This is a genomic window from Ruegeria jejuensis (assembly GCF_041537905.1).
Taxonomy (GTDB): Bacteria; Pseudomonadota; Alphaproteobacteria; order Rhodobacterales; family Rhodobacteraceae; genus Ruegeria_C.
Map to the genome: position 1 here is coordinate 73,863 of NZ_JBGRUO010000021.1, position 25,557 is coordinate 99,419.

A 25,557-nucleotide genomic window follows, 5' to 3' on the forward strand; every position below is an offset into this window, starting at 1 on the left:
TTTCGCAACCCGGTTTATTCAGGTCAGGATGACACCTGCACCGGTCATCGCTTCGATCGCCGCCGCCAGCGACCCGTCCAGATCAATGGCCCGGCAGGCCTGCATCCGCACGGTGACGCCGTAGCCCAGCCGAGCGGCATCCACCGCCGAAAAATGCACGCAGAAATCGGTGGCGAGCCCGACCAGCGTCAGATCGGTGATCCCGCGCGAGCGCAGATAACCATCAAGCCCGGTGGGGGTGACATGATCGTTCTCGAAAAAGGCGGAATAGCTGTCGATCGCGGCCCGGAACCCCTTGCGCAGGATCAGATCGCCATCAATGCGCAGATCGGGGTGAAACGCGGCACCGGTCGAGCCCTGAACGCAGTGGTCAGGCCACAGCACCTGCGGACCATAAGGCATCTCGACCAGATCATAAGGCGCGGCTTCGGCATGGCTGCTGGCGAAGGAAGAATGTCCCGCCGGGTGCCAGTCCTGGGTCAGCAGGACGGTCTCGAACCCCTCCATCATCCGGTTGATTTCCGGGACGATTTCATCGCCGCCGGGCACGGCCAACGCGCCGCCGGGGCAGAAATCGTTTTGAACATCGATGACCAAAAGGGCTGCGGACATGTCATCCTCCGTTTTTCTGAATGCCTAGGCATCGCGCCGCGCCGCGTCAATCGGCGTCTTGCGGATACGGCCTGTCGGGACTAAAGCAAAGCCGCCGGAAACGCCCGCCGCCCAGCGCAGAGCCTGATGCGGCCTTATCTGCCCTTCTGGCGCCAAACCAAGCTGGACTGCCGCATGTACACGATCGCCGCCCTCTATCACTTTTCCCGCTTTGCGGAGCCCGCCACACTAAAGCCTGCGCTGCTGGACCTGTGCCGGGCACAGGGCGTCAAAGGAACGCTTTTGCTGGCAGGCGAAGGCATCAATGGCACCATCGCAGGTCCACGCGCGGGGATCGATGCGGTGCTGGCACATATCCGTGCTTTGCCGGGCTGTTCGGATCTGGAGTGGAAAGAGGCGACAAGCGATCACCCGCCTTTCGGCAAGATGAAAGTGCGCCTGAAGAAAGAGATCGTCACCATGGGCCAGCCCGATGTCGATCCAAAGGCACGCGTCGGGCATTATGTGGAACCCGAGGACTGGAACGATCTGATCCGCTCTGACGATGTGGTGGTGATCGACACAAGAAATGACTACGAGGTCGCGATCGGCACGTTCGAGGGGGCCATCGATCCCAAGACCGACAGTTTCCGCGAGTTTCCCGAATGGTGGGCCGCCAACAAAGACCGGTTCCACAACAAGCGGGTCGCGATGTTCTGCACCGGCGGTATCCGCTGCGAGAAATCGACCAATTACCTGCTTGGGCAGGGTGTCGAGGACGTCTTCCACCTCAAGGGCGGCATCCTGCGCTATCTCGAAGAGGTGCCGCAGGAAAACAGCGCCTGGGACGGCGAGTGCTTTGTATTCGACAACCGCGTTTCGGTCGGGCACGGGCTGGTCGAGGGGCCACATGAGCTCTGCCATGGCTGCCGCCGCCCGATCCTGCCCGAAGATCGCACCCGGCCCGAGTTCGAGGCGGGCGTGTCCTGCCATCACTGCATCGACAAGACCAGCGAGGCCGACAAGACCCGCTTTCGCGAGCGCCAGAAACAGATCGCGCTGGCCCGCGCCCGTGGTGAAGAGCATCTAGGTCAGGTTTAGGGACTGAACATCAAAGACTTGCACAGCGCGCGCCAAAGCGTGATGGTTCCGCTGGAGAAGCCTCAGACGGTTCAGAAATGTCCGAACAGATCACATTGGCAAATGAGTTCCGCCGCACCCTGCTGGGGGCCGCCGCCATGGTCTTTGTCAGCAGTGCCGCGTTTTACTTTCTGTCCCATCTCGATGAGAAACAGGCCGGGAACGCCTTTGGCAATGTCGCCACCATCGGGTTGGCGATCTGGCTGCTGGTGCAAATCTGGCTGCATGCGGTGCTTGTGGAAAGCCCGCGACGGCAACTGATCATCATGGGGATTTCCTTCATTCAGGTGGTGCCGTTCCTGTTTGCCGCCGTATACGGCGCGTTCGGTTATAACGACCTTTGCGTCATAGGCGCAGAAAAACCCTCCGATATGCTCTATTTCTCTTACGTGACCTTCACCACGGTCGGGTATGGCGACCTGCAGCCCGTCGGGCTGTGCCGCACTGTGGCAGTGGCCGAGGCGGTCACGGGCTATGTGCTGCTTGGCCTGTTCGTTGCGGCCACCATCGCGTCTTATACGCGCACGCATCAACGCAATGGCAGGACCTGAGCGTCAGCGATTGCGGTCGATCCACTCCGACATCAGCTTCTTGTTGCGGAAACACTCATGCGGAATCGGGCGGCGCTTAAGGCGCGACAGCCGCTCGGCATAAGACACCTGTTTACCGCTGGGATAAGCATCAAAGGGCGACCCGCCTTGCCCCTTGTTCGCAGAAATCCATTCCGACATCCGCTGTCTGTCGCGACGCGCCTCGGGCGGGATTTCCAGCGCGGCGCGCGCTGCGATTGCAGTGGCAAACTGCATCTGCCGATCGGTCACCGGCAGCAGGTGATAATCATTTCCCGGCTCATTGAACCAGGCGTCGCGGGCGCTGTTAACCATGAGAGACATCCTTGTTCCTTAACAAAAGGTATATAGAACAAATACGGAACATTTTCAAGATCAGGTCGCTGAGGTGACAGTTTCAGGTCGCGGCAGGGCTGGAAAACCGGGGCAAGCTGGGCTCTGTTCGTTGTGACTGTCCCAATAAGGTTTGCCCCGATGCCATCGATCTCTCCGGAACTTTTGACAAGCATCCGCGCCCGGTTTGCACAGATCGATCACTGTCCGCAGCAAGGCCCGCGCATCTTCTTTGAGAATGCGGGCGGGGCGCTGACGCTGAACGTGGTGGTCGATACGTCAACGCTTTATGCCGCCATCCCTGACAATCAGGGCCGAGACAACCCTGGCAGCCACGAGCTGGTGCGGGTCATCACCAAAGCCAAGCAAGATATGCGGGTCTTCATGAACGCCAAAGGCGGGCAGTTCTTTGTCGGCGAAAGCGGGACCGAACTGCTGTTCCGCCTGATCATGAATGCCTGTTTGGGGACCGGCAAGGGCGTGGTACTAGGCTCTACACTGGAACATCCCGCCACGCGCAGCGCCTGCGCCCGTTGGGCCGGGATCGCCGGACAGCGCCATGTGCTGATCCCGCATGATGACGCAACCGGCACAATCACCGCCGAGGCCTACGCGCAAGCGGTGACACCAGACACCAAGGTCGCAACGATCATCCATACCTCGCCGGTCACTGGCATGGGCGTGGATGTGGCAGCCGTTGCAGCGGCGATCCGGGCAGTGGCGCCCGAGGCGTTCATCGTCGTCGATGGCATCCAGCACGCCGCCCATGGCAGGATCGACATCGACAGCTATGGCATCGACGGCTATGTGATCTCGCCCTACAAAGTGTTTTCGCGCCACGGCTACGGGCTGGCCTGGATCTCGGACCGCCTGACCCACCTGCCCCACAATGCGCTGATCGACGGCCCCGAAGACAATTGGGAGATGGGCACGCGCGACACCGGCTCTTATGCGACGCTGTCGGACTTGACGGATTATTTCGAATGGCTCGGCGCGCAAGTATCCGAGGAAACCGACCGACGCGCCCGATTTGTGGCAGCCGGAGAGGCCATCCACGCGCAGGAAAAGGCCCTGACCGACGCGATGATCCACGGCACCGGCAACCTGCCCGGCCTGAAGGATATCGACGGTGTCCACATCATCGGCGGCATCGACAACCCCGCGCGCGAGGGGTTGGTCTCGCTCTGGGTCGACAGCATCCCATCGGTGGATGTCGTCCGAAAGCTGAACGATCAGGGCATCCGCACCCATCTGCGCAAGGCAGATCACTATTCCGGCAACATCCTGACCCCGTTGGGGCAAGAGGCCTGTGTGCGTGTCTCGATGTGTCACTACAATAGCGAACATGAGGTGGCGCAATTCCTTGCCGCAATGAAGGCGATCTGCGCCTGATCCGACCCCGTTCCCGACGCACCATGTCGGGAACGGGCCATACGCCGGTCGATTCCTGTGGCTTTCTGATGCCCAGCACTGGGAAGCAGGGAGCGCGCAAGTCATGAAAACCCACGCACAGGCCGTCGTGATCGGAGGCGGGCTGATCGGCTGCTCGATCCTCTATCATCTGGCAAAGCTGGGCTGGACCGATGTTGTCCTGCTGGAACGCGATGAACTGACCTCCGGGTCCACATGGCACGCGGCGGCGGGCATTCACGGGCTGCATGACAACAACAACGTCACCCGCATCCAGCATTACACGATGAACCTCTACAAGGAACTGGAGCAGGAAACCGGACAAGGCTGCGGCGTGTTCCAGCCCGGCTCTCTTTATCTGGCGCAGACCGAAGCGCGCGAGCATCAGCTGCGCCTGCAAGAAGCCAAGGCTCGGTTCTATGGCCTGAATTTCCACGAACTCAGCCGCGAACAGGCAATGGAACTGCACCCTTTGGCGCAGTTCGACGATATCCGCTGCATCATGTATGAGCCCGATGGCGGTAATGTCGACCCTTCGGGTGTCACCCATGCCTATGCCGCTGGTGCCCGCAAGATGGGTGCCACGATCGAGCGATTTTGCCCAGTGCTAGGGACAGATCCGCAACCGGACGGGTCCTGGATCGTGCGGACGGCAAAGGGCGATATCCACACCCAATGGGTGGTGAATGCCGCCGGGCTCTGGGGGCGTGAGGTTGCCGCGATGGCCGGGCTGACCCTGCCCTTGCAGCCGACCGAGCACCAGTATTTCGTGACCGATGCGATTGACGAGGTCGCCGCCCTCGGGCGCCGCCTGCCTTCGATCGCGGATCGCGATGGCGAGTATTACTTCCGGCAGGAGGGCAACGGGCTGCTGATCGGAGCCTATGAGAAAGACATGCGGTTCTGGGCCGAGAACGGCACACCGCTGGATTTCGCCCATGACCTGTTTCCCGATGATCTGGACCGGATCATGGATAATGTGATGCGTGCGACCGAACGGGTTCCCGTCGCCGCCACTGCGGGGGTCAAGCGCGTTATCAATGGCCCGATGATCTGGTCACCGGATGCCAACGCGCTTTGGGGACCGGTACCGGAACTAAAGAATTACTTCGTTTGCGGCGGCATCATTCCCGGTTTCTCGCAATCCGGCGGCCTCGGCCTGCTGGCTGCGCAATGGATGATCGAGGGCGAGCCGCAATATGACATGTTCGCCTGGGATCTGGCGCGCTTTGACGACTGGGCGGACAAGGCCTTCACCAAGGCCCGCGTGCAGGATCAATACACGCATCGCTTCGCCATCCATTTCCCCAATGAGGAACGCGAGGCCGGGCGCCCCGCCCGAATGCGACCCGCTTACGGGATGCAAAAGGACATGGGCGCTGTCTTTGGCCTCAATTCCGGCTGGGAACATCCACTTTGGTTCGCGGATCAACCGGGCACCGTCGATACCAACAGCTTCACCCGCCAGAACTGGTGGGAACCGGTCGGGCGCGAGGTGAAAATGCTGCGCGAGGCGGTGGGCGTTATCGATATCTCGAACTTCGCCAACTACGTCGTCAAAGGTGCGGGCGCGCAGGACTGGCTGGATCGTCTGGTGGCCAATCGCGTGCCGTCCGAGACCGGGCGTTCCTGCCTGACCCCGCTGATCGGCATCCGTGGCGGGATCGCCGGGGATTTCACCATCACCAAGACCGGTGAGGACGCCTATATGATGGTCGGCTCGGGTATGGCAGAACGCTATCACCAACGGTTCTTCGACATGGTCGCGCGGCCCGAAGACACCACGTTTGAGCGTGCGACCAATCACATCGCCGGGTTCAACGCCGCCGGACCAAAGGCCCGCGACATGCTGCAGCGGTTGACCAATGCCGATCTGTCCAACGACGCCTTCCGCTTCATGCGATCAGCAACAATCGAGGTGGCGGGCGTTACCTGCCTTGCCATCCGCGTCAGCTTTACCGGCGATCTGGGATGGGAGCTGCATTGCGCCGAAGAGGATCAGATCAGGCTCTATACAGCGCTATTAGAGGCCGCGCGCGACCTTGGCGGTGGGCCGGTCGGCGGTCGTGCACTGGGGGCCTTGCGGATCGAAAAAGGCTACGGCTCCTGGGGGCGGGAATACAGTCCCGAATACTGGCCACAGGAGGTCGGGCTGGAACGTCTGATCAAGCTCGACAAGGATTTCCTCAACAAGGAGGCCTATCTGCAGATCAAGGACAACGCCCCGCGCGAGGTTCTGTCGGTCTTTGCGGTCGAAGCCACCCATGACGCCGATGCCAGCGGCGGCGAGCCGATCTTTCTGCCCGATGGCCGCCCGGTCGGTCGGGTCACCTCGGGGGCTTATGGCTATTCGGTCGGCCAGTCCCTCGCGATCGGGTTTGCCGACCCCGCGCTGGCCGGTCCCGGCGATGAGGTGGAGATTTTCATTCTCGGCAAGCCGCATCGGGCAACGCGCCTTGCCACGCCGCCCTTCGATCCGGAAGGCCTTCGTTTGCGCAGCTGATTGGGGAGAACGACCATGACCGAACGTTTCAACAGGATCGCAGACTTCGCCCTGCATCTGAAACCGTCGGACATCCCCGACAGCGCCCTGCGCGCGGCCGCGCTGATGACGCTGGATACGCTCGGTATCGTTGCGGCCTCGACCCCGATGGAGGCCGGCGTGATCGCGCGCGACACGGCAGACCTGCTCTATGCCAGCAATGATTCCAGCCATGCCGCCCGGATGCTGTTTGACGGGCGCAAGGTCAGCCTGGCCGGTGCGGCTTATGCGGCGGCAACGCAGACCGACAATCTGGACGCGCATGACGGGTTCAATCCGGTCAAGGGCCATATCGGTGTCGCTGTCATTCCCGCGCTGGCCGCGCTGGCACAGCACCTGCCGGAACTCAGCGGGCCCGACGCACTGGCGGCGATCACCATCGGGTACGAGGTCGCTGGGCGGGCGGGTCTGGCGCTGCATGCCTCGGTCAGCGACTATCACACATCGGGCGCGTGGAACGCTCTGGGCGTCGCTGCAGTGGCCGCGCGGCTACGCGGACATTCGGCGGATCAATTGCGCCAGGCGCTTGGCATCGCCGAATATCACGGCCCCCGTTCCCAGATGATGCGCGAGATTGCCAACCCGACCATGCTGCATGACGGGTCCGGCTGGGGCGCGATGGTCGGTATCTCTGCCGCTATCCTTGCCGAGCGTGGCTTTAACGGCGCGCCCGCGATTACGGTCGAAGCTGCCGATGTAGAGCCACATTGGGATGATCTGGGCCAAGTCTGGCAGATGGAGCAGCAATATATCAAACCATACCCGATCTGCCGCTGGGCGCATGCCGCAATAGATGCCGTCGCCCATATCATGCAGAACCATGATCTGACCCATGACCAGATCACCCGCGTTCGCATCAACAGCTTTCACGAGGCCGTCTGCCTGTTCCCCGGCATGCCCGAAACCACGTCGCAGGCGCAGTATTCGCTGCGCTTTGCCGTCGCCAGCCAGATGGTGCATGGGCAGATCGGCGTTGCGCAGATTGCCGGGGCGGGCCTGACAGACCCGGTGGTCGCAGCCCTGATACAGCGGATCGAAGTGACCGAAACCGACGATCACAATGCCCGTTTCCCAGCCTGCCGCACCGCCGATGCGGAGGTCGAGACATCGGATGGTCGCGTGCTGCTCTCCGGCGACACGCATGCCCGCGGCGGGGTGGAGGTTCCGATGTCCGAGGAGGAGATCATCGGGAAGTACATGTCCTTCGCTGCGCCCTGTCTGGGTGAGGTCCGTGCGGCGGCGATCCGGGACCGTGTTTTGAGCCTAACACGGGCAGAAAACCGCGTATCCGATCTGCTGCCGCTGCTGTGTGAGCCGCTGTAGGCGCGCTCAACCCCTGGCGGTCTCAGGTGGGTTCGGGATAGAGAGATAGGCCCCACGCGGGATGCGGATGATCCCTTTCAGCCCCAGAAGTTGCCGGTCAGTATCATCCAACTGCGATATGGCCACCCGTACTGCGTCAAAGATCGTATCGGCGGGCTGACCCTCTGCCGTAATCAGCGGTAGGCCCGGGGTCGGCTCTGTCTGATCCAAAACGCGCAGCTTTTGCGCAAAGGGTTCATGAACCTTGATCAACCGCCAACTTACCGCGTCCAGCGCGGCGATATCGGCTTTGCCCTCAGCGACAGCGCGCGCCGAGTTCAGATGGCCATGGGTGCGCAGCCTGTGTTCAAACCAGAAGCCCCGCGACATCATATGCGCATAAGGCGCGGCGTAGCCGGATTGCGAGAAGCTCTCGTTGAAAGCGAATATCGCGTCCAGAAACGCCTCGACCCGGTTTCGGCTGTCATCCGTGCGCACCACCAGCACGGAGCGGTAATACCCAGGCGCGCAGCCTTCGAGCCCGAAATCCGGCGTTCCGACCAATTCGACCTTGTCCTTCAGCCACAGGCGATAAGGCATGCCGCAGGTCTGGCTCAGTACCAGCTCTGGATCGGTCCAGACCGCAAATTCCTCAGCCTCCTGAGACAACTCCTGCGGAGCGGTGACGCCTGACAAGGCAAGATTGGCCCGTATCAGACCCCAATACCGGGCAATCGCCCCGTCCAACTCGGGACGTCGATACATCATCAAGCTGGCGATCATCGCGGCAAACGGCTCCTGTCTGGTCATCGCCGGATCGCGCGCCACCTGTCATGCGGCGTCGCCGGGCACCTCATCGTTCTGGCGTTGCTGCATCCATGCGTCAAGCTGCTCGACCTGCTCGCCGCTCATCCGCAAACCCAGCTTGGTCCGCCGCCAGACCACATCCTCGGCCCGGCGCGCATATTCATGGGTCATCATCCAGATCACCTCGCGCTCGGTGAGGGTCGCGCCGAAATCCTGTCCCAGATCCGCAAGGCTTTTGGCATCGCCCAGAACGGCACTGGCCTCGGCCCCATAGCCCCTGACAAGGCGAAATGCGTGATAAGGGCTAAGGAATGGATAGTCCCGCGCAAGATCAGTAACCAGACGATCGAACCCGTCCACCGGGAAATCTCCGCCCGGCAAGGTCACGCCAGCGGTCCAAGGGCCTTTCGGGTTCGGCAGCTCCGCGACGATCTTTTCCAGTGCCGATTCCGCAAGCCGCCGATAAGTGGTTATCTTGCCGCCAAAGACGTTCAGAACCGGAGCGCCGCCGGTGGTATCCACCTTGAGCGTATAGTCCCGCGTTGCCGCGGTCGCCGAACTGGCGCCGTCATCATAAAGCGGGCGCACGCCGGAATAGGTCCAGACCACATCCGCATCGCTCAGCTGGGCCTGAAAATACTGGTTGGCGAAGTTCAACAGATAGGCCTGCTCTTCCTCCGTGCAGCGCGGCTTGTCCTCTGGATCGTGATGTTCGGCATCGGTGGTGCCGATCAGGGTAAAGTCGGTCTCATAAGGGATCGCAAAGATGATCCGGCCATCGGTGCCCTGAAAGAAATAGCATTTATCGTGATCGTAGAGCCGCTTGGTCACGATGTGGCTGCCACGCACAAGGCGCACGTCTTCGCGGCTGTTGATCCGGACCTTGTTGTGGATGATGTCACCGACCCAGGGACCGCCCGCATTGATCAGCATCCGGGCGTGGATGATGCGGGTTTCACCCGACGCGGTCTCGACCGTCACATGCCAGAGATCATCGGCGCGTTCCGCGCTCAGCACCTTGGTCCGGGTCATGATCCGCGCCCCGCGCGCCTCGGCGTCACGGGCGTTCAGGACCACCAGCCTTGCATCTTCGACCCAGCAATCGGAATACTCATACGCAGTCTCGAACTTGGGGTTGAGCGGTTTGCCCTCGGCGCTTTCCCGCAACCGGAGCGACGAGGTCCCCGGCAGGATTTTGCGCCCACCCAGATTGTCATAAAGGAACAGTCCCAGCCGGATCAGCCAGGCCGGTCGGCGGCCCTTCATCCAGGGCATAAAAACGTTCAACAGTTTCGACGTGGGCGTCTCGCTCTCGAACCGCATATCCTTGTGATAGGGCAGCACAAAGCGCATCGGCCAGGAGATATGCGGCATCGCTTTCAGCAGGGTCTCACGCTCGATCAGCGCCTCGCGGACTAGTCGGAACTCAAAATACTCAAGATAACGCAACCCGCCATGAAAGAGCTTGGTCGAGGCCGATGAGGTCGCAGAGGCCAGATCGTTCATCTCGGCCAGCGTCACCGAATAGCCGCGCCCGGCCGCGTCGCGTGCAATGCCGCAGCCGTTGATGCCACCGCCAATGATAAAAAGATCGCAAACGCCTGTCTCGCCATCTGTCGACATCAGAGCCTCCTGGGCCGAATCCATTCCTGTGGTGCTCTATCTCAAAAAAACGAACAAAAAGGAAGATAATTATTTTCGTTTAAACTCTTTTTTGCTTTATTTGTGGCTCTTCTATGATAGCAAACCGAGAAACGCCGCGTGCGAGATGCATCAGCCGCTGCGGGCTGCTGTGACAGGAGACTGAATTGGCCCAAACATTCCGCCATCCCGAGATTATCGAGATCGCCCGCCGCGATGGCCGAGTCACGGTTGACGGGCTGGCACAGCATTTCGGCGTGACGCTGCAAACCATCAGGCGCGACCTGACCGAGTTGGCCGAGGCGGGCAAACTGGACCGGGTGCATGGCGGGGCGGTTCTACCCTCGGGCACGAGCAATATCGGCTATGAAGAACGGCGCGGGCTGAACCATGCGGGCAAGATCGACATCGCCCGCGCCTGCGCTGCGCGACTGCCCAATGATTGTTCGATCTTCCTTAACATCGGGACCACGACCGAGGCAGTTGCCAAGGAACTGCTGGGCCACGAGAACATTCTTGTGGTGACCAACAACATGAACGTGGCCAACATTCTGGCCGCCAACCCGGCCTGTCAGGTCAACGTGACCGGCGGCACATTGCGCCGGGCCGATGGGGGGCTGGTCGGCACCATCACCACCGATGTCATCCAGCAGTTCAAGTTCGACTATGCGGTCATCGGCTGCTCGGCACTTGATGCAGACGGCGATTTGCTGGATTTCGACATTCGCGAAGTGGGCGTCAGCCGCAGCATCATCCGCCAGTCCCGACAGGTTATCCTGGTTGCCGACCACACCAAGCTACAACGCAATGCCCCGGCGCGGATCACCACATTGGGCGCGTTGGACTGTTTCATCACCGACAGGCCGATCTCGGCCAAGCTGAACGCGGCCTGCGCCGATTGGGGCACCGATGTGGTGATTGCAGGCGGATGATCCGAGGGGTCCTGAAAAGTCAACAGGGACTGACCGGTAATTGATCAGTCCCTGTTTGGGGAGGTGTGAGCTGGGGGCGCATCACTTATGATACCTCTGAAGACAGTGTTAACCTATTTTCCGTTGAGTCGAAAATACGGGGATTCCCGTAAGTCGGGATAATTCTTGCATCAGACAAACAGGTTTCCCATTGATTACCGCCACTTAGCAGTGAAACTCGGGCGGCGGCACCAGGGCGAAAATGAACAATTACAGCAGATACGCAGTATTTCACACGCCACCGGAGGGAATACTGGCCCAAAAGGCCGCCCAATGGCTCGGCTGGGACCCGGTTTCGGGCCTTGCTCCTGCACCTCCCGCGTTGGATGAGCTACCCGGATCGAATCGCAAACTGACGGCGCGGCCTCGGAAGTACGGATTTCACGGCACATTGCGCCCACCTTTCCGTCCGGCGCAGGGCGTGACCCTTGGCAGTCTTCGGGACATGACGGACGATCTTGCGCGCAATTTGAGCCCGGTGACGCTGGACCGGGTGTCGGTGGCCTCGCTGGGTTCGTTTCTGGCGTTTCGCCCGGTCGGTGAAACCCGGCCGCTCACTGAGTTGGCGGCGCAAGTCATCGAGGCGACCAACACATGGCGCGCGCCTTTGAGTGCCGAAGAGCGCGCCAAGCGCAATCCCGACCGCCTGAACCCGCAGCAGCGCGCGTTGCTGGATCAGTGGGGATATCCGTTCGTGATGGAGGCGTTCCAGTTTCACATGACCCTGACCGGACCGCTCCGGCGAGATGTACGGGAGCAGCTACAGCCCGTACTGACCCGGTATTTCGAGGGCTGTGTTCCCAGCCCCTACCCGATCTCCGACCTGTGCCTGATGGGCGAGGCGGACGATGGCAGGTTCCACCTGCTCTCACGCCACCCTCTGGGTGGCTAAAGGCACCGCCAGCAGGGGGCCGGCGGTGCTGTTGGCGTTACATGAACTCCACGCCGCTATTGATCATCGGCAAGGCCGTGACCCGGTGCCCCGTCGCAGCAATCGCATTGGCCAGAGCCGGGGCCGAGGGCGGGGTGCCCGGCTCACCGACGCCCATCGGCGGCTCGGTCGAGGGTATGATGTGCACCTCTATAGCGCCAATGTCTCCAATGCGCAGTGGCTCATAATCCGGGAAGTTGGACTGATCCACCGCGCCTTCAGTCAGCGTGATCTCATCCCGCATGGCGTGGCCCAGGCCGTAGCCGATGCCGCCTTCCATCTGCGCCTTGATCACATCGGGGTTCACCGCGATGCCGCAATCGACCGCGCAGGTGACCTTTTCGATCTGCACACCGGTGTCGGCATCGCCCGATATTTCGACCACTTCCGCCACGTAGCTGCCAAAGGACTTGTGCACCGCGATGCCTTGCGTCCGACCATCGACCGCCTTGCCCCAGCCGCCCTTGTCGGCGGCCAGTTTCAGAACCCCGGCAATCCGCGCCTGGTCCTTGTCGCCGCCTTCCAGCAACGCCAGACGGAAATCGACCGGATCACGACCGGCGGCCTTGGCGGCCATGTCGATCATGCTTTCCATGACATACGCCGTATGGGTATGCCCCACCGAGCGCCACCATAGAACCGTTGTCGCCTTGGCCACATCGGTCAGTCCGACGAACTGGCCAGGGATGTTGTAGGGCGAATCCGGGACGCCTTCGATCGAGCTGTGATCGACGCCATCATGCACGATAGCGCTTTCGAACGGGGTGCCCTTCATGATCGACTGACCGGCGATGCGGTGGTCCCAGCCGACGATGTTGCCGCTGTCGTCCAACCCCACGCGCACCCGGTGGGCAAAGGCCGGACGGTAATAGCCACCGGTGATGTCATCCTCGCGTGACCAGACCAGTTTCACCGGGCGGGTCCGGTCGGTCACGGCAAAGGCCAGCGCCGCCTCGGCCTGATAATCCGCCGTGGGGGTTGCGCGCCGCCCGAATGAGCCGCCCGCGAACATGGTGTTGATCTGCACTTTCTCCATCGGCAATTGCAGGATCTGGGACAGCGCCATATGCGGGCCGGTGGGCATCTGGCAGCCATCATGCAACAGCACACCGCCATCTGCGGTCGCCTCGATGGTGCAGGTCAGCGGTTCCATCGGGGCGTGGGCCAGCAGCGGGAAGTAGAAGGTCTCGTCCAGCACCGTTGCCGCACCGTCGATGCTGGCCGCGACGTCAGCCTGATCATTGCCCGTGACGTTATATTCCGGGTCGGCATTCACGGCGGCGATCAACTGATCGCGGATCGCGTCCGAGGATCGCGCCTCGGCCGCCGAGAAATCCCACTCGACAGCCAGTGCATCGCGCGCTTGCAGCGCGGCCCAGGTGGTTTCCGCAAACACGGCGACACCGGCCTTGTTGGGCAGTTCCGCGGCACGGATGAAGCCCTTGATGCCCTTGGCATCGGACTCGTCGAAACTGGCGACAAGCCCGCCCATGCGCGGGCTACGGGCGATCACGGCAATCATCTGATTGTCCATATGCAGATCCATCGCATACATGGCCGTGCCGTTGATCTTGGGCGGCGTGTCCTTGCGGCGCACATCGGCATTGCCTATCAGCTTGAACTCTGAGGGGTCTTTCAGGAGCGGCTCGGCGGCGGGTGTGATCCCGGCGGCGGCCGCGACAAATTCGGCCAGAGGTGCCTCGTGCCCGGCCCCCTTGATGACGCCGTCCTCCAGTGACAACTCAGCCACATCGGCACCCCAGGCGTTGGCGGCGGCTTGCAGCAACATGTCCCGCGCAGCGGCGCCAGCTTGACGATACTGCATGAACGAGTTTGCCATGGCGGTAGATCCGCCGGTGCCCTGGAACGGGCCAAAGAGCAGGTTGTTATAGGTCCCGGCATCGGAGGGCGCAAATTCATACGCGACATCCTCGATGGGAACGCCCAGTTCTTCGGCGATCAACGTGGTCAAGCCGGTCGCGGGGCCCTGCCCCTTTTCGAAATGCTTGACGATGGCGGTGACCGTCCCGTCAGAGCTGATCTTGACGAAGGGATTGAGCATTGCGCCATTTGCGTTCGCTGCGGCGATGACCCCGTCCGGGCGAGCCCCGACATAGAGGACAGCAACAGCGGCAGCAGCGCTTTTGAGGAACCCTCGGCGTGATGTATTCAGGGTCATATCAGGCCTCCATGATATCGGATGCGCGCTGGATCGCGGCGCGGATACGTTGATAGGTGGCGCAGCGACAGGCATTGCCATCCATATAACTGTCGATCTCTTCGACCGTGGGTTTGGCATTTTCGCTCAGCAACCCAACCGCCGACATGATCTGGCCCGACTGGCAATAGCCGCATTGTACCACGTCCAGCTCGGTCCAGGCTTGCTGCACAGCAACCGAGATATCACTGTTCAGACCCTCAATCGTGGTGATTTCGGCATCTTCCACATCTTCCACATAGGTCTGGCAGGACCGCACCGGCTCTCCATCCAGATGCACCGTACAGGCCCCGCAGGAGGCGATGCCGCAGCCGAATTTAGTGCCGGTCAGCTTCAGTTCATCGCGGATCACCCAGAGCAGAGGGGTGCCCGGCTCGGCGTCGACATCGCGTGTCTCGCCGTTCAGTTTCAACGTCAGTGCCATGAGGGATCTCCTGTTCATGCTTGTTTCCCGCATCGGGTAAACTGGCAGGTTTACTCTACTTAAGGGATGCACGAGTGTAAACTCGCAAGTTTACAGCTCTGTTTGACCCACGCCGAAGCTTGGCCTTATAGGTGGAAGGTATGACAAGCTGCGACACTTTCAATGCGTTGAAACACGCGCAGATCATCGATGCCGCCGTGGCCGAGTTCCAGGAAAAGGGCTTTGCCGCGGCCAGCATGGATCGCATCACCGCGCGCGCCAAAGTCTCCAAGCGCACGGTATATAAGTATTTCGAAAGCAAGGAAAAGCTGTTCGAATCGATTGTCCGCATCTTCTATGAGAAATTCGCCAATGCGCTGTGCATGGCCTACGACCCCGACCGCGACATCCGAGCCCAACTGACCGACCTCGCCTGGGCCGAGGGGCACCTGCTGACCTCACCCGAGGTCATGGCCATCGCCCGGCTGGTCATCAGCGAAAATCTGCGCAATCCGCAACTGGCCGCGTCGGTTCAGGGCAAGATCGATTCGAAACGAGTCTTTACCGAGATGCTGCGCGATGCGACCCAGGACGGGCAGCTTAACGTCGAAGACCCGGACGAGGCCGCCGAACAGTTTCTCGCGCTGCTCAAGGCCACGGCATTCTGGCCGGTGATCCTGGGCGGTGACATCCTCAGCGAGGCGCAAATGGCAAATGTCGTGGAAAGCGCCGTTGACATGATGATGAGCCGATACGGCACCACCTGAGCGCGATCCAAAAAGCGGGAAACGGCATTTGGCGCAGAGTCGCGTCAAGATAAACACCTGACGACAAAACTTCTCAGGGCATTTAGCTGGCTGGAAACACGTCGTTTTGAGCAGCGGCGGCTTTTCTGATCTGGATCGGGGTCTGTCCATATTCCTGCGAAACCGCGCGGCTCAATGCCTCGGGCGAGCCATAGCAATACCGGTTCGCCACCCGCTGCACCCGGTCGCCCCGTTCGAGATCCTGTCGGGCAAGGGTCAGCCGCCATTTCCGCAAATAGGCCAGCGGCGTAATGCCCACCGATTGGCGAAAGAGCTCGGCGAAGCGGCTGACCGACAGGCCCGCCTCCTGCGCCAGCAGATCGACCCGCCAGTCATGTCCGGGCTGGTGGTGGATCGCGACGATGGCGCGGCTCAGCCGGGGATCGGCCAGACCACCCAGCAGGCCCACCTGCATCTCTCCCTGCTCGATCTGGCGGCGCATCAGCCGGACCAGCAGCACCTCACCCAGCCGGTTCAGCACCGAGGCCGACCCGCAGCGTGCCGCTGTTTGTTCAGCAAGCAGCAGTTCAACCACCGCCTGCATCTCGGGGTCGTTGGTCAGGTCCTGATGTATCTCATCAGGCAATGCCGCCAGCAACGGGTTCTGCGGCCCTCCCCATGTGACACGTGCGCTCAGCAAAACCGCCTCTCTATGAGGCTCTAACGCGGTCAGCGCGCCCCCTGCGCTGTAGATCAGATAAGCAGGGCGGCAGGTGCGCGCCTCTGCGATAATCACAAAATTCGCCTCCTCCACCGCACAAGGGCGCACGGAGAGGTTAAATCGCGACATAAGGGCAGAAAGACGGTCCATGTTTCGGGGTCTGGATCATGTTTTTGATATTTTTATGATCTTAACTTGCGCTATCTGCTTCGGCAAGCCCCACTCACAGGAGACCAAGACATGCTTATGCCGCGCCAGAAAACCCCTGATCTATCCGTCCCAACGCTGGACCACGGCCAATTTGACCTGGCCACGGACGGGTCGGAAAAAGGAACGGTGATCTGCTTTTATCGCGGCCTGCATTGCCCGATCTGCGCCACCTACCTGACCGAACTGGAAAAGCGGGTGGACGATTTCGCGGAACGCGGAGTGAAAACGCTGGCGCTCAGCACAGACGGCGAAGAGCGCACCCGCGATATGGCCGACAAGATCAGCGCAACCAAATTGCGCTTCGGCTACGATCTGCCGCTGGAAAAGGCGCGGGAGTGGGGTCTCTATATCTCGACCTCGCGCGGCAAGACCTCGATCGGGATCGAGGAACCAGCGCTGTTTGCCGAGCCGGGCCTGTTCATGGTGACCCCCCAGCAGACGCTTTACTATGGCTCGGTTCAGACCATGCCGTTTGTGCGACCGCATTTCTCGGAACTCGTGGGCGCGCTGGATTTCGCGATCGCCAACAACTACCCGGCGCGGGGCGAGTACGAAGGGGCCGTCTGAACGCTCACAAACACTCAAATAACCGCCCCGGCAGCGCAGAATGCCGGGACAGGCCCAGCGCTCGCATCACGCAGAACATCATCGCCTGATTGGAGGTGACCACCGGTTTGCCCAGCGCCACCTCGATCTCTGCGACCACTTCAACCGACCGCATATCAGTGCAGGAGAGGACAATCGCCTCGGCCTGTTTGTGATCGGCCCGAAGGGCCAGGTCGTGAATCTCAGCAGGCGTCAATTCGCCCTGCCCGTAATTGCCAAGCGTACGGTCGATATCAGCACAGCGTATTGTGCCGATCCCGTTGCTTTCCAGAAAACGTACCGCCTGCTGGTTGATCTCATCCAGATAGGGCGAAGAAAACCCTATGCGCTGGACCCCCAGTGCCTGAAGCGCGGCAACCAGCGCACCGGCGGCTGTCACGCATTTCGCCTGGCAGGTATCAGCGATGGATTTCGCCAGTTTAGTGTCGAATGTCGGTCCGTGAGTCAGGGTGGCGCTGGTGCAGCCATAGAGCACGATATCCGGGCGCACGCCCGCGATCATCCGCAGATCATGGCTGATATCGGAGGCGCCCAGCCCGGCCATCTGGTCAGATCCGGGAATCTCATCCGCATCATACCCGCCCATGCGCTGAGCATGCAGCGTCGTGCCCGGCACCCGCATCCGCATCAGGTCCGGTTCAAGATTGGTGTTGGTATAAGGGACCAAAACACCGATCCGCGCCAATCCCCGGTTTTCAGTAGTCATGACAATGCCCCCTTCAATACGGACGCTGCATGCTCCATAACCGGTGCATCGCAGATCGTGGCACGCAGGCAGTCAGGCAAGCCATAACCCGCCATGCCGCGCATCAGCAGACCGGCGCGCTTGAGCGTCTGATCGACCTCAGTGGCCTGATTGGCGTCGCCAAACCTGAGCAGAACAAAATTCGTATGGCTATGCGGCACATCAATTCCAAGCGCACGACAGCGATTGGCAAACGGGTCGCGGATGGCTTCGGTTTTGCGCACCATCTCTCGCATATGCGCCCGGTCGCGTATCGCCGCAGCGGCCATCATCTGCGAGGCGGTGGCGATGTTGTTGGGGTTGAGCAGTTTGCGAACCTGCGCTGCAATGGCGAGCGGAAAACAACTCCAGCCCACCCGTGCACCTGCCAGCCCGTAGGCCTTGGAAAACGTGCGCAGGATCACGGTATCACCGCGTTGAGCCAGCGCAAAAATACCGGAAGGATCATTGGACGCGTCGCAGAATTCGGCATAGGCCTGATCGACCACTAGCAGCACATGCTCCGGCAGGTCATCGCGCAGGCGCAAGATCTCGGCATTTGGCACCATCGTGCCGGTTGGGTTCCCCGGATTGCAAAGAAAGACCAAGACCACATCCGGGGTTACACTGTCGAGGATCGCGTCGATCGACACAGTCAGCCCCGATTCCGGCACCTGCCGGTAAACCGCCTGCGCCTGCAACGCGGCAGAGGCTGCAAACGCATAGCTGTATTCAGTACCCAAAACCGCACGGCCATCACCCGCATAGGCCCGGATCAGGCAACCAATCAACTCCATCGACCCAGCGCCACACAGGATCATATCAGGGTCTAAATCGTGTGTTTCCGCAATAGCGTGGCGCAGATCAATCCAATCGGGATCGGGATAAAGCAGCGCTTGCGTCACGGCGCCCCGGGCGGCAGCCAGCGCTCTCGGGCTTGGAGGAAAGGCGCTTTCGTTCTGCGCCATCGAAGTCATATCACTGCCGAGATCGGCAAGCGCATAAGGGGCCATTGCGGCCACATGTGGAACCGGGCGGATCATGGTTTGCCTCCTCTATAATCGCGCCTCACCCCCGCCTCGGTGACAAGCCCGCGCTTCAGATCAAGCGCGATGGCCTCCGCATCGCGCTTGTCGGGAGGGCCAAACCCGCCGCCGCCAGGGGTCTCGAAGATCAGGTGATCCTCGGGTCCGACACGCAGCTCACACTTGCCAGGGATATCTTCGGTTGTGCCACGCAGGCGAATGCGGCCTGCTGCGCCCGGACGTCCGCCCGCGCGGCCCAGAGCTGGGTATTTGAGACGTTCGACCGACAGAAACACCAGAAACGGCGCGCCATTGGCCGAGGACATTTCGATCCGCTGCCCCAACCCGCCCCGATATGTGCCTGCGCCGCCGGAATCGGGCCGCAGCTCACGCGCCCAGATGGTGACCGGGGCGACCGCTTCGGTGATCTCGACCTGCGAGCCATAAACGCCGGAGGGATAGGCAGTGGCCGACAGGCCATCCGCATAAGGCCGCGCGCCGGTACCACCATTGTGTACCGGCTCGATGGCGAAGCTGCGCCCGCCCGCCCGCACCACCTCCGGCGTGTGCCGCATGGGCAGATCGAACATGCAGGAGGCCCCTTCGGCGGGAACCAGATCGGGCAGCGCCTGATGCAGACAGCCAAAGACCAGATCGGGCGTCAACTGCCCCAGTGTATGGCGCATGGCCACCGGCGCGGGCCGTTGCGCATTCAGGATGCACCCCGCGGGACCACCAACGGTGAACGGCGCCAATGAGCCTGCATTGTTGGGTATATCCGGCCCGACAATGCAGCGCAGCGCAAAGACGGTATAGGCCGTCGCGTAGTTCAGCGGCACGTTGATACCCTTGCCGGAACAGCCCGACGTCCCTGAGAAATCCACATGCATCCCAGTGTCAGAGACTGTCAGTGTTGCATGCAGTTCCAATTCACTCTCATAGCCATCAGTCCGCAACACATTGCGATAGACCCCGTTCGGCACCTCTGCGATGGCCTCCAGCGTGCCCCGCTTGGAGGTATCGATGATATAGCCACCCAGCGCCTCCAGATCGTCGAGACCGAATTCCTCCATCGTCTCGACCAAACGGGTTGCCCCCGACTCACAACAGGCGATCAGGGCATAGATGTCACCTTCATTCGCAATGGGTTCCCGGCTGTTGGCGCGGATGATCTCCATCAGGTCCGCGTTCAGCGCGCCTTGCGACACCAGCTTGCAGGGAGGGATCAGCAGCCCCTCGTCGTAGATATCTGATCCCTCCGGCCCCATGCCCAGCCCACCCAGATCAACCAGATGCGAGGTACAGGCGGTGAAACCGACCACCCTGCCTTGCCGGAAGGCAGGCATGAGCAACAGAAAGTCATTCAGATGCCCTGAGGCCAGCCAAGGGTCGTTGGTCATATAGATGTCGCCCTGTTGCATCTGCGCGGTGGGAAAACGCCGCATCAGATGCTTGACCGCCTCGGCCATGGTGTTGATATGGCCCGGCGTTCCGGTCACCGCCTGCGCCAGCATCCGGCCCCGCGCATCAAAAAGACCTGCCGAGATATCGCCGCATTCGCGCACAATCGGGCTGAAGGCAGCGCGGATCAGGGTCTGCCCCTGTTCCTCGACCACCGCCAAAAGGCGGTTCCACATGACCTGCAAGCGAGCGGGGGAATGGGAGTTTGTCATGCAGCACCTCCTGTCGGGTGGCGGGTCAGCACCAGGTTGCCCATCGCATCGACCTGCGCGGTGAAGTCGCTGGACACAAGCGTGGTGGTCTGGGGCTCGGTGATCAGCGCGGGGCCTTGCAGTTGATCCCCGGGCCGCAGGTCGGCGCGTTCGACATGTGCGGCCTGCTGCGGCGTTCCATCTATATCGCAGGTGATCCAGGTAGTTTCCTCGCACGGATAGACTCTAACCATTGGGATTTCGGGGATATCTTTCAAGGACGGGCGATCGGTGGACACCCGCACCGACCAGTTCAAGATCTCGATCGTCATACCCGGCACCGGTCTGGAGAATTGCCTGCTGTATTCGCCCTCGAAAGCGAGGATCAGGTCAGGCAGATCGGCACCGGTCAGGGCACGATCCGGCAGCGCAATCTCGATTTCATGGCCCTGCCCACCATAGCGCATGAAGGCGCTGCGTTGGGTGGACCGCATGGCCCCTCCCGCGCCTTGCGCCACAACGGCACTTGCTTCGGCCAGCATGCCGTCGAAGAGAGTGTTGATCTGCGAGAAGTCCATACTCTCCAAATGCGCGTATCGGGATCGAACGATTTCAAACGAGACCGGCGCGAACAGGAAGCCAACCGCAGACCCGACGCCGGGGTTGGGCGGAATCAGGATGCGCATCACCCCGGCAGAGCGCGCGACCCGGCTGGCATGCAGCGGTCCGTTGCCGCCAAACGCGATCAAGGTGCGGCTGCCCAGATCCTTGCCCGATTCCACCGCGTGCATCCGGGCCGCCGAGGCCATGCTTTCCTGAACGATGCGACTGACCCCATCCGCGGCCTCGGTCACCTTCAGATCAAGCGCGGCGCCGATCTGATCTGCAAGCGCTGCGCGCGCCGCCACCGGGTCAATCGTGATCCGCCCTTCGGCAAAGCCCTCGGGCCGCAGGAACCCCAGTTCGATGTCGGCGTCGGTGACCGTGGGGGCGGTGCCACCGCGCCCGAACGCGGCCGGGCCAGGCTCTGATCCAGCGCTTTTTGGACCAACTGTCAGCCGCCCCAACCGGTCGACAGCGGCGATGGAACCGCCCCCGGCGCCGATCTCGATCATCTCGATCACCGGGATTCGCACCGGCATTCCGGAGCCTTTGATGAAACGGGCCGCGCGCCCGATCTCGAACTGGCGCGCGCTTTGCGGCTGCGCCTTGTCGATCAGGCAGAGCTTGGCCGTGGTCCCGCCGACATCCAGTGACAGAACCTGATCCAGCCCGGCCTGCGCCGCGATATGGGCGGCTAGCACCGCGCCACCTGCAGGTCCGGATTCTACCAGCCGGATCGGAAATCGCGTGGCCGTCTCCAGCGTGCACATCCCGCCGCCTGCCGTCATCATAAGGATGGGACATTGCAGCCCTTGGGCTGTAAACAGACCCTGCAAACGGTCCAGATAAGAGGCCATCAGCGGCTGGATATAGGCATTTGCCACGGTGGTGCTCAGCCGGTTGAACTCGCGCGCCTCGGGGCTGACATCGGATGAGATCGAGATCGTCAGGTCGGGGCGCTTTGCCCGCAGCAATGCGCGCAACCGGTGTTCGTGACCGGGGTTCGCATAAGAATGCAGCAGGCAGATCGCCACCGCCTCGACCCCACTTGCGTCCAGCTTCTCCACCAAGGGGTCAACCGCCGTCTCGTCAATCGGACGCAGCACCCTGCCAACGACCACCATACGCTCGGGGATCGTGAAGGCCCGGTCGCGCGGCACCAGAAAATCGGGCTTCTCCAGGCTCAGATCATATTGCGCATAGCGTCTCTCATAGGCGATCTCCAGAATGTCGCGGAAGCCTTCGGTGGTGATGGTGGCCACCCGCGCCCCGCGCTTTTCTATCAGGGCATTGGCGGCCAGAGTAGTGCCATGGATGAACCCCGACAAATCGCCAAGGTTGTGCCCGGCCTGCGCCAGCACATGCCGCGCGCCCTGCATCGCGCCTTCGGCGGGGTTGTCATGGGTCGTCAGCGTCTTGGTCGCGCCGACAATCCTGTCCTCTCCTGAAACCAGAACCGTATCGGTAAAGGTGCCACCGATATCGATGGCCAGCCGCAGCTTGGGGGAACCCGTCATTTGCACTTCCAACTCTTGCCGTCATCCGTCACGCTCAAGGGCCTTTGGCCCGCAGGGCGGTTCAGGCGACGAGGTCGCAGCCGGTGGCCCGGCGGTCCAGTCTCTGAGGAATATGCAAATGGGTCATGGGACTAGCCTGTCAGCCCGAACCACCCGCCGCTTGCCAATTTGCGACCTGAGCAGGCCGAAACCTTCCCCGGATGCGACATGGCTTGCACCGGAGGGCAAGCCCGCCTAAATCTGCGCCCCATGGCCAAGCAGAAAACAGACCCAAACTACAAGGTGATCGCCGAGAACCGGCGGGCACGCTATGATTATGCGATCGAGGATGACATCGAATGCGGCATGATCCTTGAAGGGTCCGAGGTCAAATCACTGCGCGTTGGCGGTGCGAATATCGCTGAAAGCTACGCGGCGGTCGAAGAGGGCGAGCTATGGCTGGTGAACTCCTATATCGCGCCTTATGAGCAGGCCAAGTCGTTCAAACACGAAGAGCGGCGGCGGCGCAAATTGCTTGTCTCGCGCAAAGAGCTGTCCAATCTGTGGAACGCCACCCAGCGCAAGGGCATGACGCTGGTGCCTCTGGTGCTCTATTTCAATCACAAGGGCATCGCCAAGCTGAAGATCGGCATCGCCAAGGGCAAGAAAACCCACGACAAGCGCGAAACCCAGGCAAAACGCGACTGGTCGCGTCAGAAGCAGCGTTTGCTCAAGGATCATGGCTAGTCCGGGCTGATCACGCCTTGCGTGAGAGTAGCCGCTTGTATAAGCCCAATTTGCGATAACGGCGGAGGCTCTGATGCAGGACGATCCGAAAACTCTGGTATCCACCGACTGGTTGGCGGCGCATCTCAAGGATCCCGACCTGCGGGTGCTGGACGGGTCTTGGTATCTGCCGCAACAGGGCCGTGATGCCCAGGCCGAGTACCAGGAGGCCCATATCCCCGGTGCGCGGTTTTTCGATATCGACGATATTTCCGATCGACGTTCCGACCTGCCCCATATGGCCCCGCCAGTGGAAAAGTTCATGTCCCGCCTGCGGGCGATGGGCGTCGGGGATGGCCATCAGGTGGTGGTCTATGACGGTGCCGGGCTGATGTCTGCGGCGCGCGTCTGGTGGCTGTTCCGCCTGATGGGCCAGATGAATGTCGCCGTGCTGGATGGCGGATTTCCCAAATGGCAGGCCGAAGGCCGCGAGATCGAGGATATGCCGCCAGTGGTGCGCGACCGGCACATGACGGTGCGGGTTCAGAACCACCTGATCCGCGATGTGACGCAAGTGTCCGCCGCCGCCAAGCTGCATGATCATGAGATCATCGATGCCCGCTCCTCGGGTCGCTTTGCTGGCACTGACCCTGAACCGCGCGAGAGGCTGCGCTCAGGCCATATTCCGGGGTCGCGTAACGTGCCGCACACCCTGCTTTTGAACGCGGATGGGACGATGAAAGCGCCCGAGGCATGCCGTGCTATCTTCGAAAGCGCCGGCGTGGACCTCAAGAAACCCGCGATCACCACCTGCGGGTCGGGCGTGACCGCCGCCATCCTGTCGCTCGCGCTGGAGCGGCTCGGCGAATCCGACCATTCCCTTTATGACGGCTCCTGGGCTGAATGGGGCGCCTTCCCCACCCTGCCCGTCGCAACCGGAGAAACCTGATGTTCGAAAACCTCAAGCCCCAGCCCGCTGACAAAATTCTGGCGCTGATGCAGATGTATCGCGAAGACCCGCGCGACCAGAAAATCGATCTGGGCGTTGGTGTCTACAAGAATGCCGAGGGCATCACACCGGTGATGCGCGCGGTCAAGGCCGCTGAACAGAAGGTCTGGGAAGAGCAGGAGTCGAAAGCCTATACCGGCCTTGCTGGAGATCCGGCTTATTCGGACGCGATGATCAACCTGATCCTGGGCGACGCGGTGGCGCGCGAGAACATCGCAGCCGTCGCCACGCCGGGCGGTACCGGGGCCTGTCGGCAGGCGTTTGAGCTGGTGCGCATGGCCAACCCCTCGGCGCGGATTTTCGTGTCGAACCCGACCTGGCCCAACCATGTCTCGATCCTGAACTATCTGGGAATGGAAATGGTGTCCTACCGCTACTTCGACGCCGAAACGCGCGGTGTCGATTTTGGCGGCATGATGGAAGACCTGCAACAGGCCCGCCCCGGCGACGTAGTGCTGCTGCATGGCTGCTGCCACAACCCGACCGGCGCGAACCTCAATCTGGTGGAATGGCAGGCGGTTGTTGATCTGATCAATGAACAGGGCCTGATCGCGATGATCGACATTGCCTATCAGGGCTTTGGCGACGGGTTGGAGGAAGACGCAGCCGCCGCACGGCTGGTGGCCTCATCGGTCAGCGAATGCCTGATCGCGGCAAGCTGTTCGAAGAATTTCGGGGTCTATCGCGAACGCACCGGGCTGCTGATGGCCATCAGTCAGGATAAAGGACAGGTTGGGCTGAACCAGTCCACGCTCGCCTTCCTGAACCGCCAGAACTATTCTTTTCCGCCCGATCACGGCGCGCGGGTGGTGACCACGATCCTGAATGACGCCGCCCTGCGCGCTGACTGGCAGCAGGAGTTGGAAGAGGTCCGTCTGTCCATGCTGGGCCTGCGCCAGCAACTTGCCGATGAATTGCAGCGCCTGTCCGGCTCGGACCGGTTCAGCTTTATCGCGCAACATCGTGGCATGTTCTCCCGCATCGGAGCGGCCCCGGAACTGGTCGAGAAACTGCGGGTTGAGCATGGTATCTACATGATTGGCGACAGTCGGATGAACATCGCGGGTCTCAATGCGCAGACGGTGCCAGTCTTGGCTCAGGCGATTGTCGATATCGGGATCTGAGAGACGCGCAAGCAGTAAACAATTTAGAACCTGTCCGTTTTCAAGTAACGGCGCAGA

23 protein-coding genes are annotated in these 25,557 nt (G+C 61.5%); 12 read left to right on the forward strand and 11 right to left on the reverse strand.

The genetic code is table 11. The features are described 5' to 3' along the window. Positions 1-18: 18 nt before the first annotated feature. Entirely contained in the window at positions 19-612 is a 594-nt protein-coding gene (gene pncA, locus AB1E34_RS20265; RefSeq protein WP_372574135.1) for a bifunctional nicotinamidase/pyrazinamidase, read from the reverse strand. Positions 613-786: 174 nt separating this feature from the next. On the opposite strand from pncA, the gene trhO reads away from it, so the two are divergent. Both trhO and AB1E34_RS20275 read left to right on the forward strand, forming a co-directional pair. Next, positions 787-1,692, forward strand: coding sequence for an oxygen-dependent tRNA uridine(34) hydroxylase TrhO (gene trhO, locus AB1E34_RS20270; protein WP_372574165.1), 906 nt, complete (start codon positions 787-789; stop codon positions 1,690-1,692). Positions 1,693-1,769: 77 nt separating this feature from the next. Continuing rightward, a complete protein-coding gene (locus tag AB1E34_RS20275; RefSeq protein WP_372574136.1) occupies positions 1,770-2,282 on the forward strand; it encodes a potassium channel family protein in 513 nt (170 codons plus the stop codon). Between the two features lie 3 nt (positions 2,283-2,285). On the opposite strand, the gene AB1E34_RS20280 is transcribed toward AB1E34_RS20275, so the two are convergent. Beyond that, positions 2,286-2,615, reverse strand: a complete 330-nt coding sequence (locus AB1E34_RS20280) for a hypothetical protein (RefSeq protein ID WP_372574137.1) — start codon at positions 2,613-2,615, stop codon at positions 2,286-2,288. A gap of 159 nt (positions 2,616-2,774) precedes the next feature. Between AB1E34_RS20280 and AB1E34_RS20285 the strand changes: the two genes are divergently transcribed. The 3 genes from AB1E34_RS20285 to AB1E34_RS20295 all read left to right on the forward strand — a co-directional run bounded on the left by AB1E34_RS20285 (position 2,775) and on the right by AB1E34_RS20295 (position 7,908). After that, positions 2,775-4,025, forward strand: coding sequence for an aminotransferase class V-fold PLP-dependent enzyme (locus AB1E34_RS20285; RefSeq protein WP_372574138.1), 1,251 nt, complete (start codon positions 2,775-2,777; stop codon positions 4,023-4,025). Between the two features lie 103 nt (positions 4,026-4,128). Further along, entirely contained in the window at positions 4,129-6,546 is a 2,418-nt protein-coding gene (locus tag AB1E34_RS20290; protein ID WP_372574139.1) for a GcvT family protein, read from the forward strand. A 15-nt stretch (positions 6,547-6,561) separates the two neighbouring features. Beyond that, positions 6,562-7,908, forward strand: a complete 1,347-nt coding sequence (locus AB1E34_RS20295; RefSeq protein WP_372574140.1) for an MmgE/PrpD family protein — start codon at positions 6,562-6,564, stop codon at positions 7,906-7,908. A 6-nt stretch (positions 7,909-7,914) separates the two neighbouring features. On the opposite strand, the gene AB1E34_RS20300 is transcribed toward AB1E34_RS20295, so the two are convergent. Both AB1E34_RS20300 and glpD read right to left on the reverse strand, forming a co-directional pair. After that, a complete protein-coding gene (locus tag AB1E34_RS20300) occupies positions 7,915-8,697 on the reverse strand; it encodes a phosphate/phosphite/phosphonate ABC transporter substrate-binding protein (protein ID WP_372574141.1) in 783 nt (260 codons plus the stop codon). A 21-nt stretch (positions 8,698-8,718) separates the two neighbouring features. Then, a complete protein-coding gene (gene glpD / locus AB1E34_RS20305; protein ID WP_372574142.1) occupies positions 8,719-10,317 on the reverse strand; it encodes a glycerol-3-phosphate dehydrogenase in 1,599 nt (532 codons plus the stop codon). Positions 10,318-10,502: 185 nt separating this feature from the next. On the opposite strand from glpD, the gene AB1E34_RS20310 reads away from it, so the two are divergent. After that, positions 10,503-11,267, forward strand: coding sequence for a DeoR/GlpR family DNA-binding transcription regulator (locus tag AB1E34_RS20310; RefSeq protein WP_372574143.1), 765 nt, complete (start codon positions 10,503-10,505; stop codon positions 11,265-11,267). Positions 11,268-11,508: 241 nt separating this feature from the next. Next, a complete protein-coding gene (locus AB1E34_RS20315) occupies positions 11,509-12,198 on the forward strand; it encodes a DUF1045 domain-containing protein (RefSeq protein ID WP_372574144.1) in 690 nt (229 codons plus the stop codon). A gap of 37 nt (positions 12,199-12,235) precedes the next feature. On the opposite strand, the gene AB1E34_RS20320 is transcribed toward AB1E34_RS20315, so the two are convergent. Continuing rightward, complete coding sequence (locus AB1E34_RS20320) at positions 12,236-14,416, reverse strand: xanthine dehydrogenase family protein molybdopterin-binding subunit (protein WP_372574145.1); 2,181 nt, start codon at positions 14,414-14,416, stop codon at positions 12,236-12,238. 1 nt (position 14,417) lies between these two features. Further along, positions 14,418-14,879 (reverse strand): (2Fe-2S)-binding protein, encoded by a 462-nt coding sequence (locus AB1E34_RS20325; RefSeq protein ID WP_372574146.1) that lies wholly within the window; start codon positions 14,877-14,879, stop codon positions 14,418-14,420. Positions 14,880-15,019: 140 nt separating this feature from the next. Between AB1E34_RS20325 and AB1E34_RS20330 the strand changes: the two genes are divergently transcribed. Next, positions 15,020-15,625, forward strand: coding sequence for a TetR/AcrR family transcriptional regulator (locus AB1E34_RS20330; RefSeq protein ID WP_372574147.1), 606 nt, complete (start codon positions 15,020-15,022; stop codon positions 15,623-15,625). Positions 15,626-15,707: 82 nt separating this feature from the next. Here the strand turns inward: AB1E34_RS20330 and AB1E34_RS20335 are convergent, their stop codons facing one another. Next, positions 15,708-16,400 (reverse strand): helix-turn-helix transcriptional regulator, encoded by a 693-nt coding sequence (locus tag AB1E34_RS20335; RefSeq protein ID WP_372574148.1) that lies wholly within the window; start codon positions 16,398-16,400, stop codon positions 15,708-15,710. Between the two features lie 165 nt (positions 16,401-16,565). On the opposite strand from AB1E34_RS20335, the gene AB1E34_RS20340 reads away from it, so the two are divergent. Beyond that, positions 16,566-17,102 carry a peroxiredoxin-like family protein gene (locus tag AB1E34_RS20340; RefSeq protein WP_372574149.1) on the forward strand — a complete coding sequence of 179 codons (537 nt, stop codon included), beginning with the start codon at positions 16,566-16,568 and terminating at the stop codon, positions 17,100-17,102. A gap of 4 nt (positions 17,103-17,106) precedes the next feature. Here the strand turns inward: AB1E34_RS20340 and AB1E34_RS20345 are convergent, their stop codons facing one another. Genes AB1E34_RS20345 through AB1E34_RS20360 form a run of 4 tightly spaced genes read right to left on the reverse strand, consistent with a single transcriptional unit; the run spans position 17,107 to position 22,662 of the window. Next, on the reverse strand, positions 17,107-17,847 hold the full coding sequence (locus tag AB1E34_RS20345; protein WP_372574150.1) for a maleate cis-trans isomerase family protein: 741 nt from the start codon (positions 17,845-17,847) through the stop codon (positions 17,107-17,109). After that, the gene (locus AB1E34_RS20350; protein WP_372574151.1) at positions 17,844-18,908 is read right to left on the reverse strand and encodes a pyridoxal phosphate-dependent aminotransferase; all 1,065 of its coding nucleotides are present in this window, start codon (positions 18,906-18,908) and stop codon (positions 17,844-17,846) included. Before AB1E34_RS20350 ends, AB1E34_RS20345 begins: the two co-directional genes overlap by 4 nt. Next, positions 18,905-20,563 carry a hydantoinase B/oxoprolinase family protein gene (locus AB1E34_RS20355; RefSeq protein ID WP_372574152.1) on the reverse strand — a complete coding sequence of 553 codons (1,659 nt, stop codon included), beginning with the start codon at positions 20,561-20,563 and terminating at the stop codon, positions 18,905-18,907. The genes AB1E34_RS20350 and AB1E34_RS20355 overlap by 4 nt, the downstream gene beginning before the upstream one ends. After that, a complete protein-coding gene (locus AB1E34_RS20360) occupies positions 20,560-22,662 on the reverse strand; it encodes a hydantoinase/oxoprolinase family protein (protein WP_372574153.1) in 2,103 nt (700 codons plus the stop codon). The genes AB1E34_RS20355 and AB1E34_RS20360 overlap by 4 nt, the downstream gene beginning before the upstream one ends. A gap of 249 nt (positions 22,663-22,911) precedes the next feature. Between AB1E34_RS20360 and smpB the strand changes: the two genes are divergently transcribed. The 3 genes from smpB to AB1E34_RS20375 all read left to right on the forward strand — a co-directional run bounded on the left by smpB (position 22,912) and on the right by AB1E34_RS20375 (position 25,500). Then, positions 22,912-23,388, forward strand: coding sequence for an SsrA-binding protein SmpB (gene smpB, locus AB1E34_RS20365; RefSeq protein WP_372574154.1), 477 nt, complete (start codon positions 22,912-22,914; stop codon positions 23,386-23,388). 73 nt (positions 23,389-23,461) lie between these two features. Continuing rightward, a complete protein-coding gene (sseA, locus tag AB1E34_RS20370; protein ID WP_372574155.1) occupies positions 23,462-24,316 on the forward strand; it encodes a 3-mercaptopyruvate sulfurtransferase in 855 nt (284 codons plus the stop codon). Then, positions 24,316-25,500 (forward strand): amino acid aminotransferase, encoded by a 1,185-nt coding sequence (locus AB1E34_RS20375; protein WP_372574156.1) that lies wholly within the window; start codon positions 24,316-24,318, stop codon positions 25,498-25,500. Before sseA ends, AB1E34_RS20375 begins: the two co-directional genes overlap by 1 nt. The last annotated feature ends 57 nt before the right edge of the window (positions 25,501-25,557 follow it).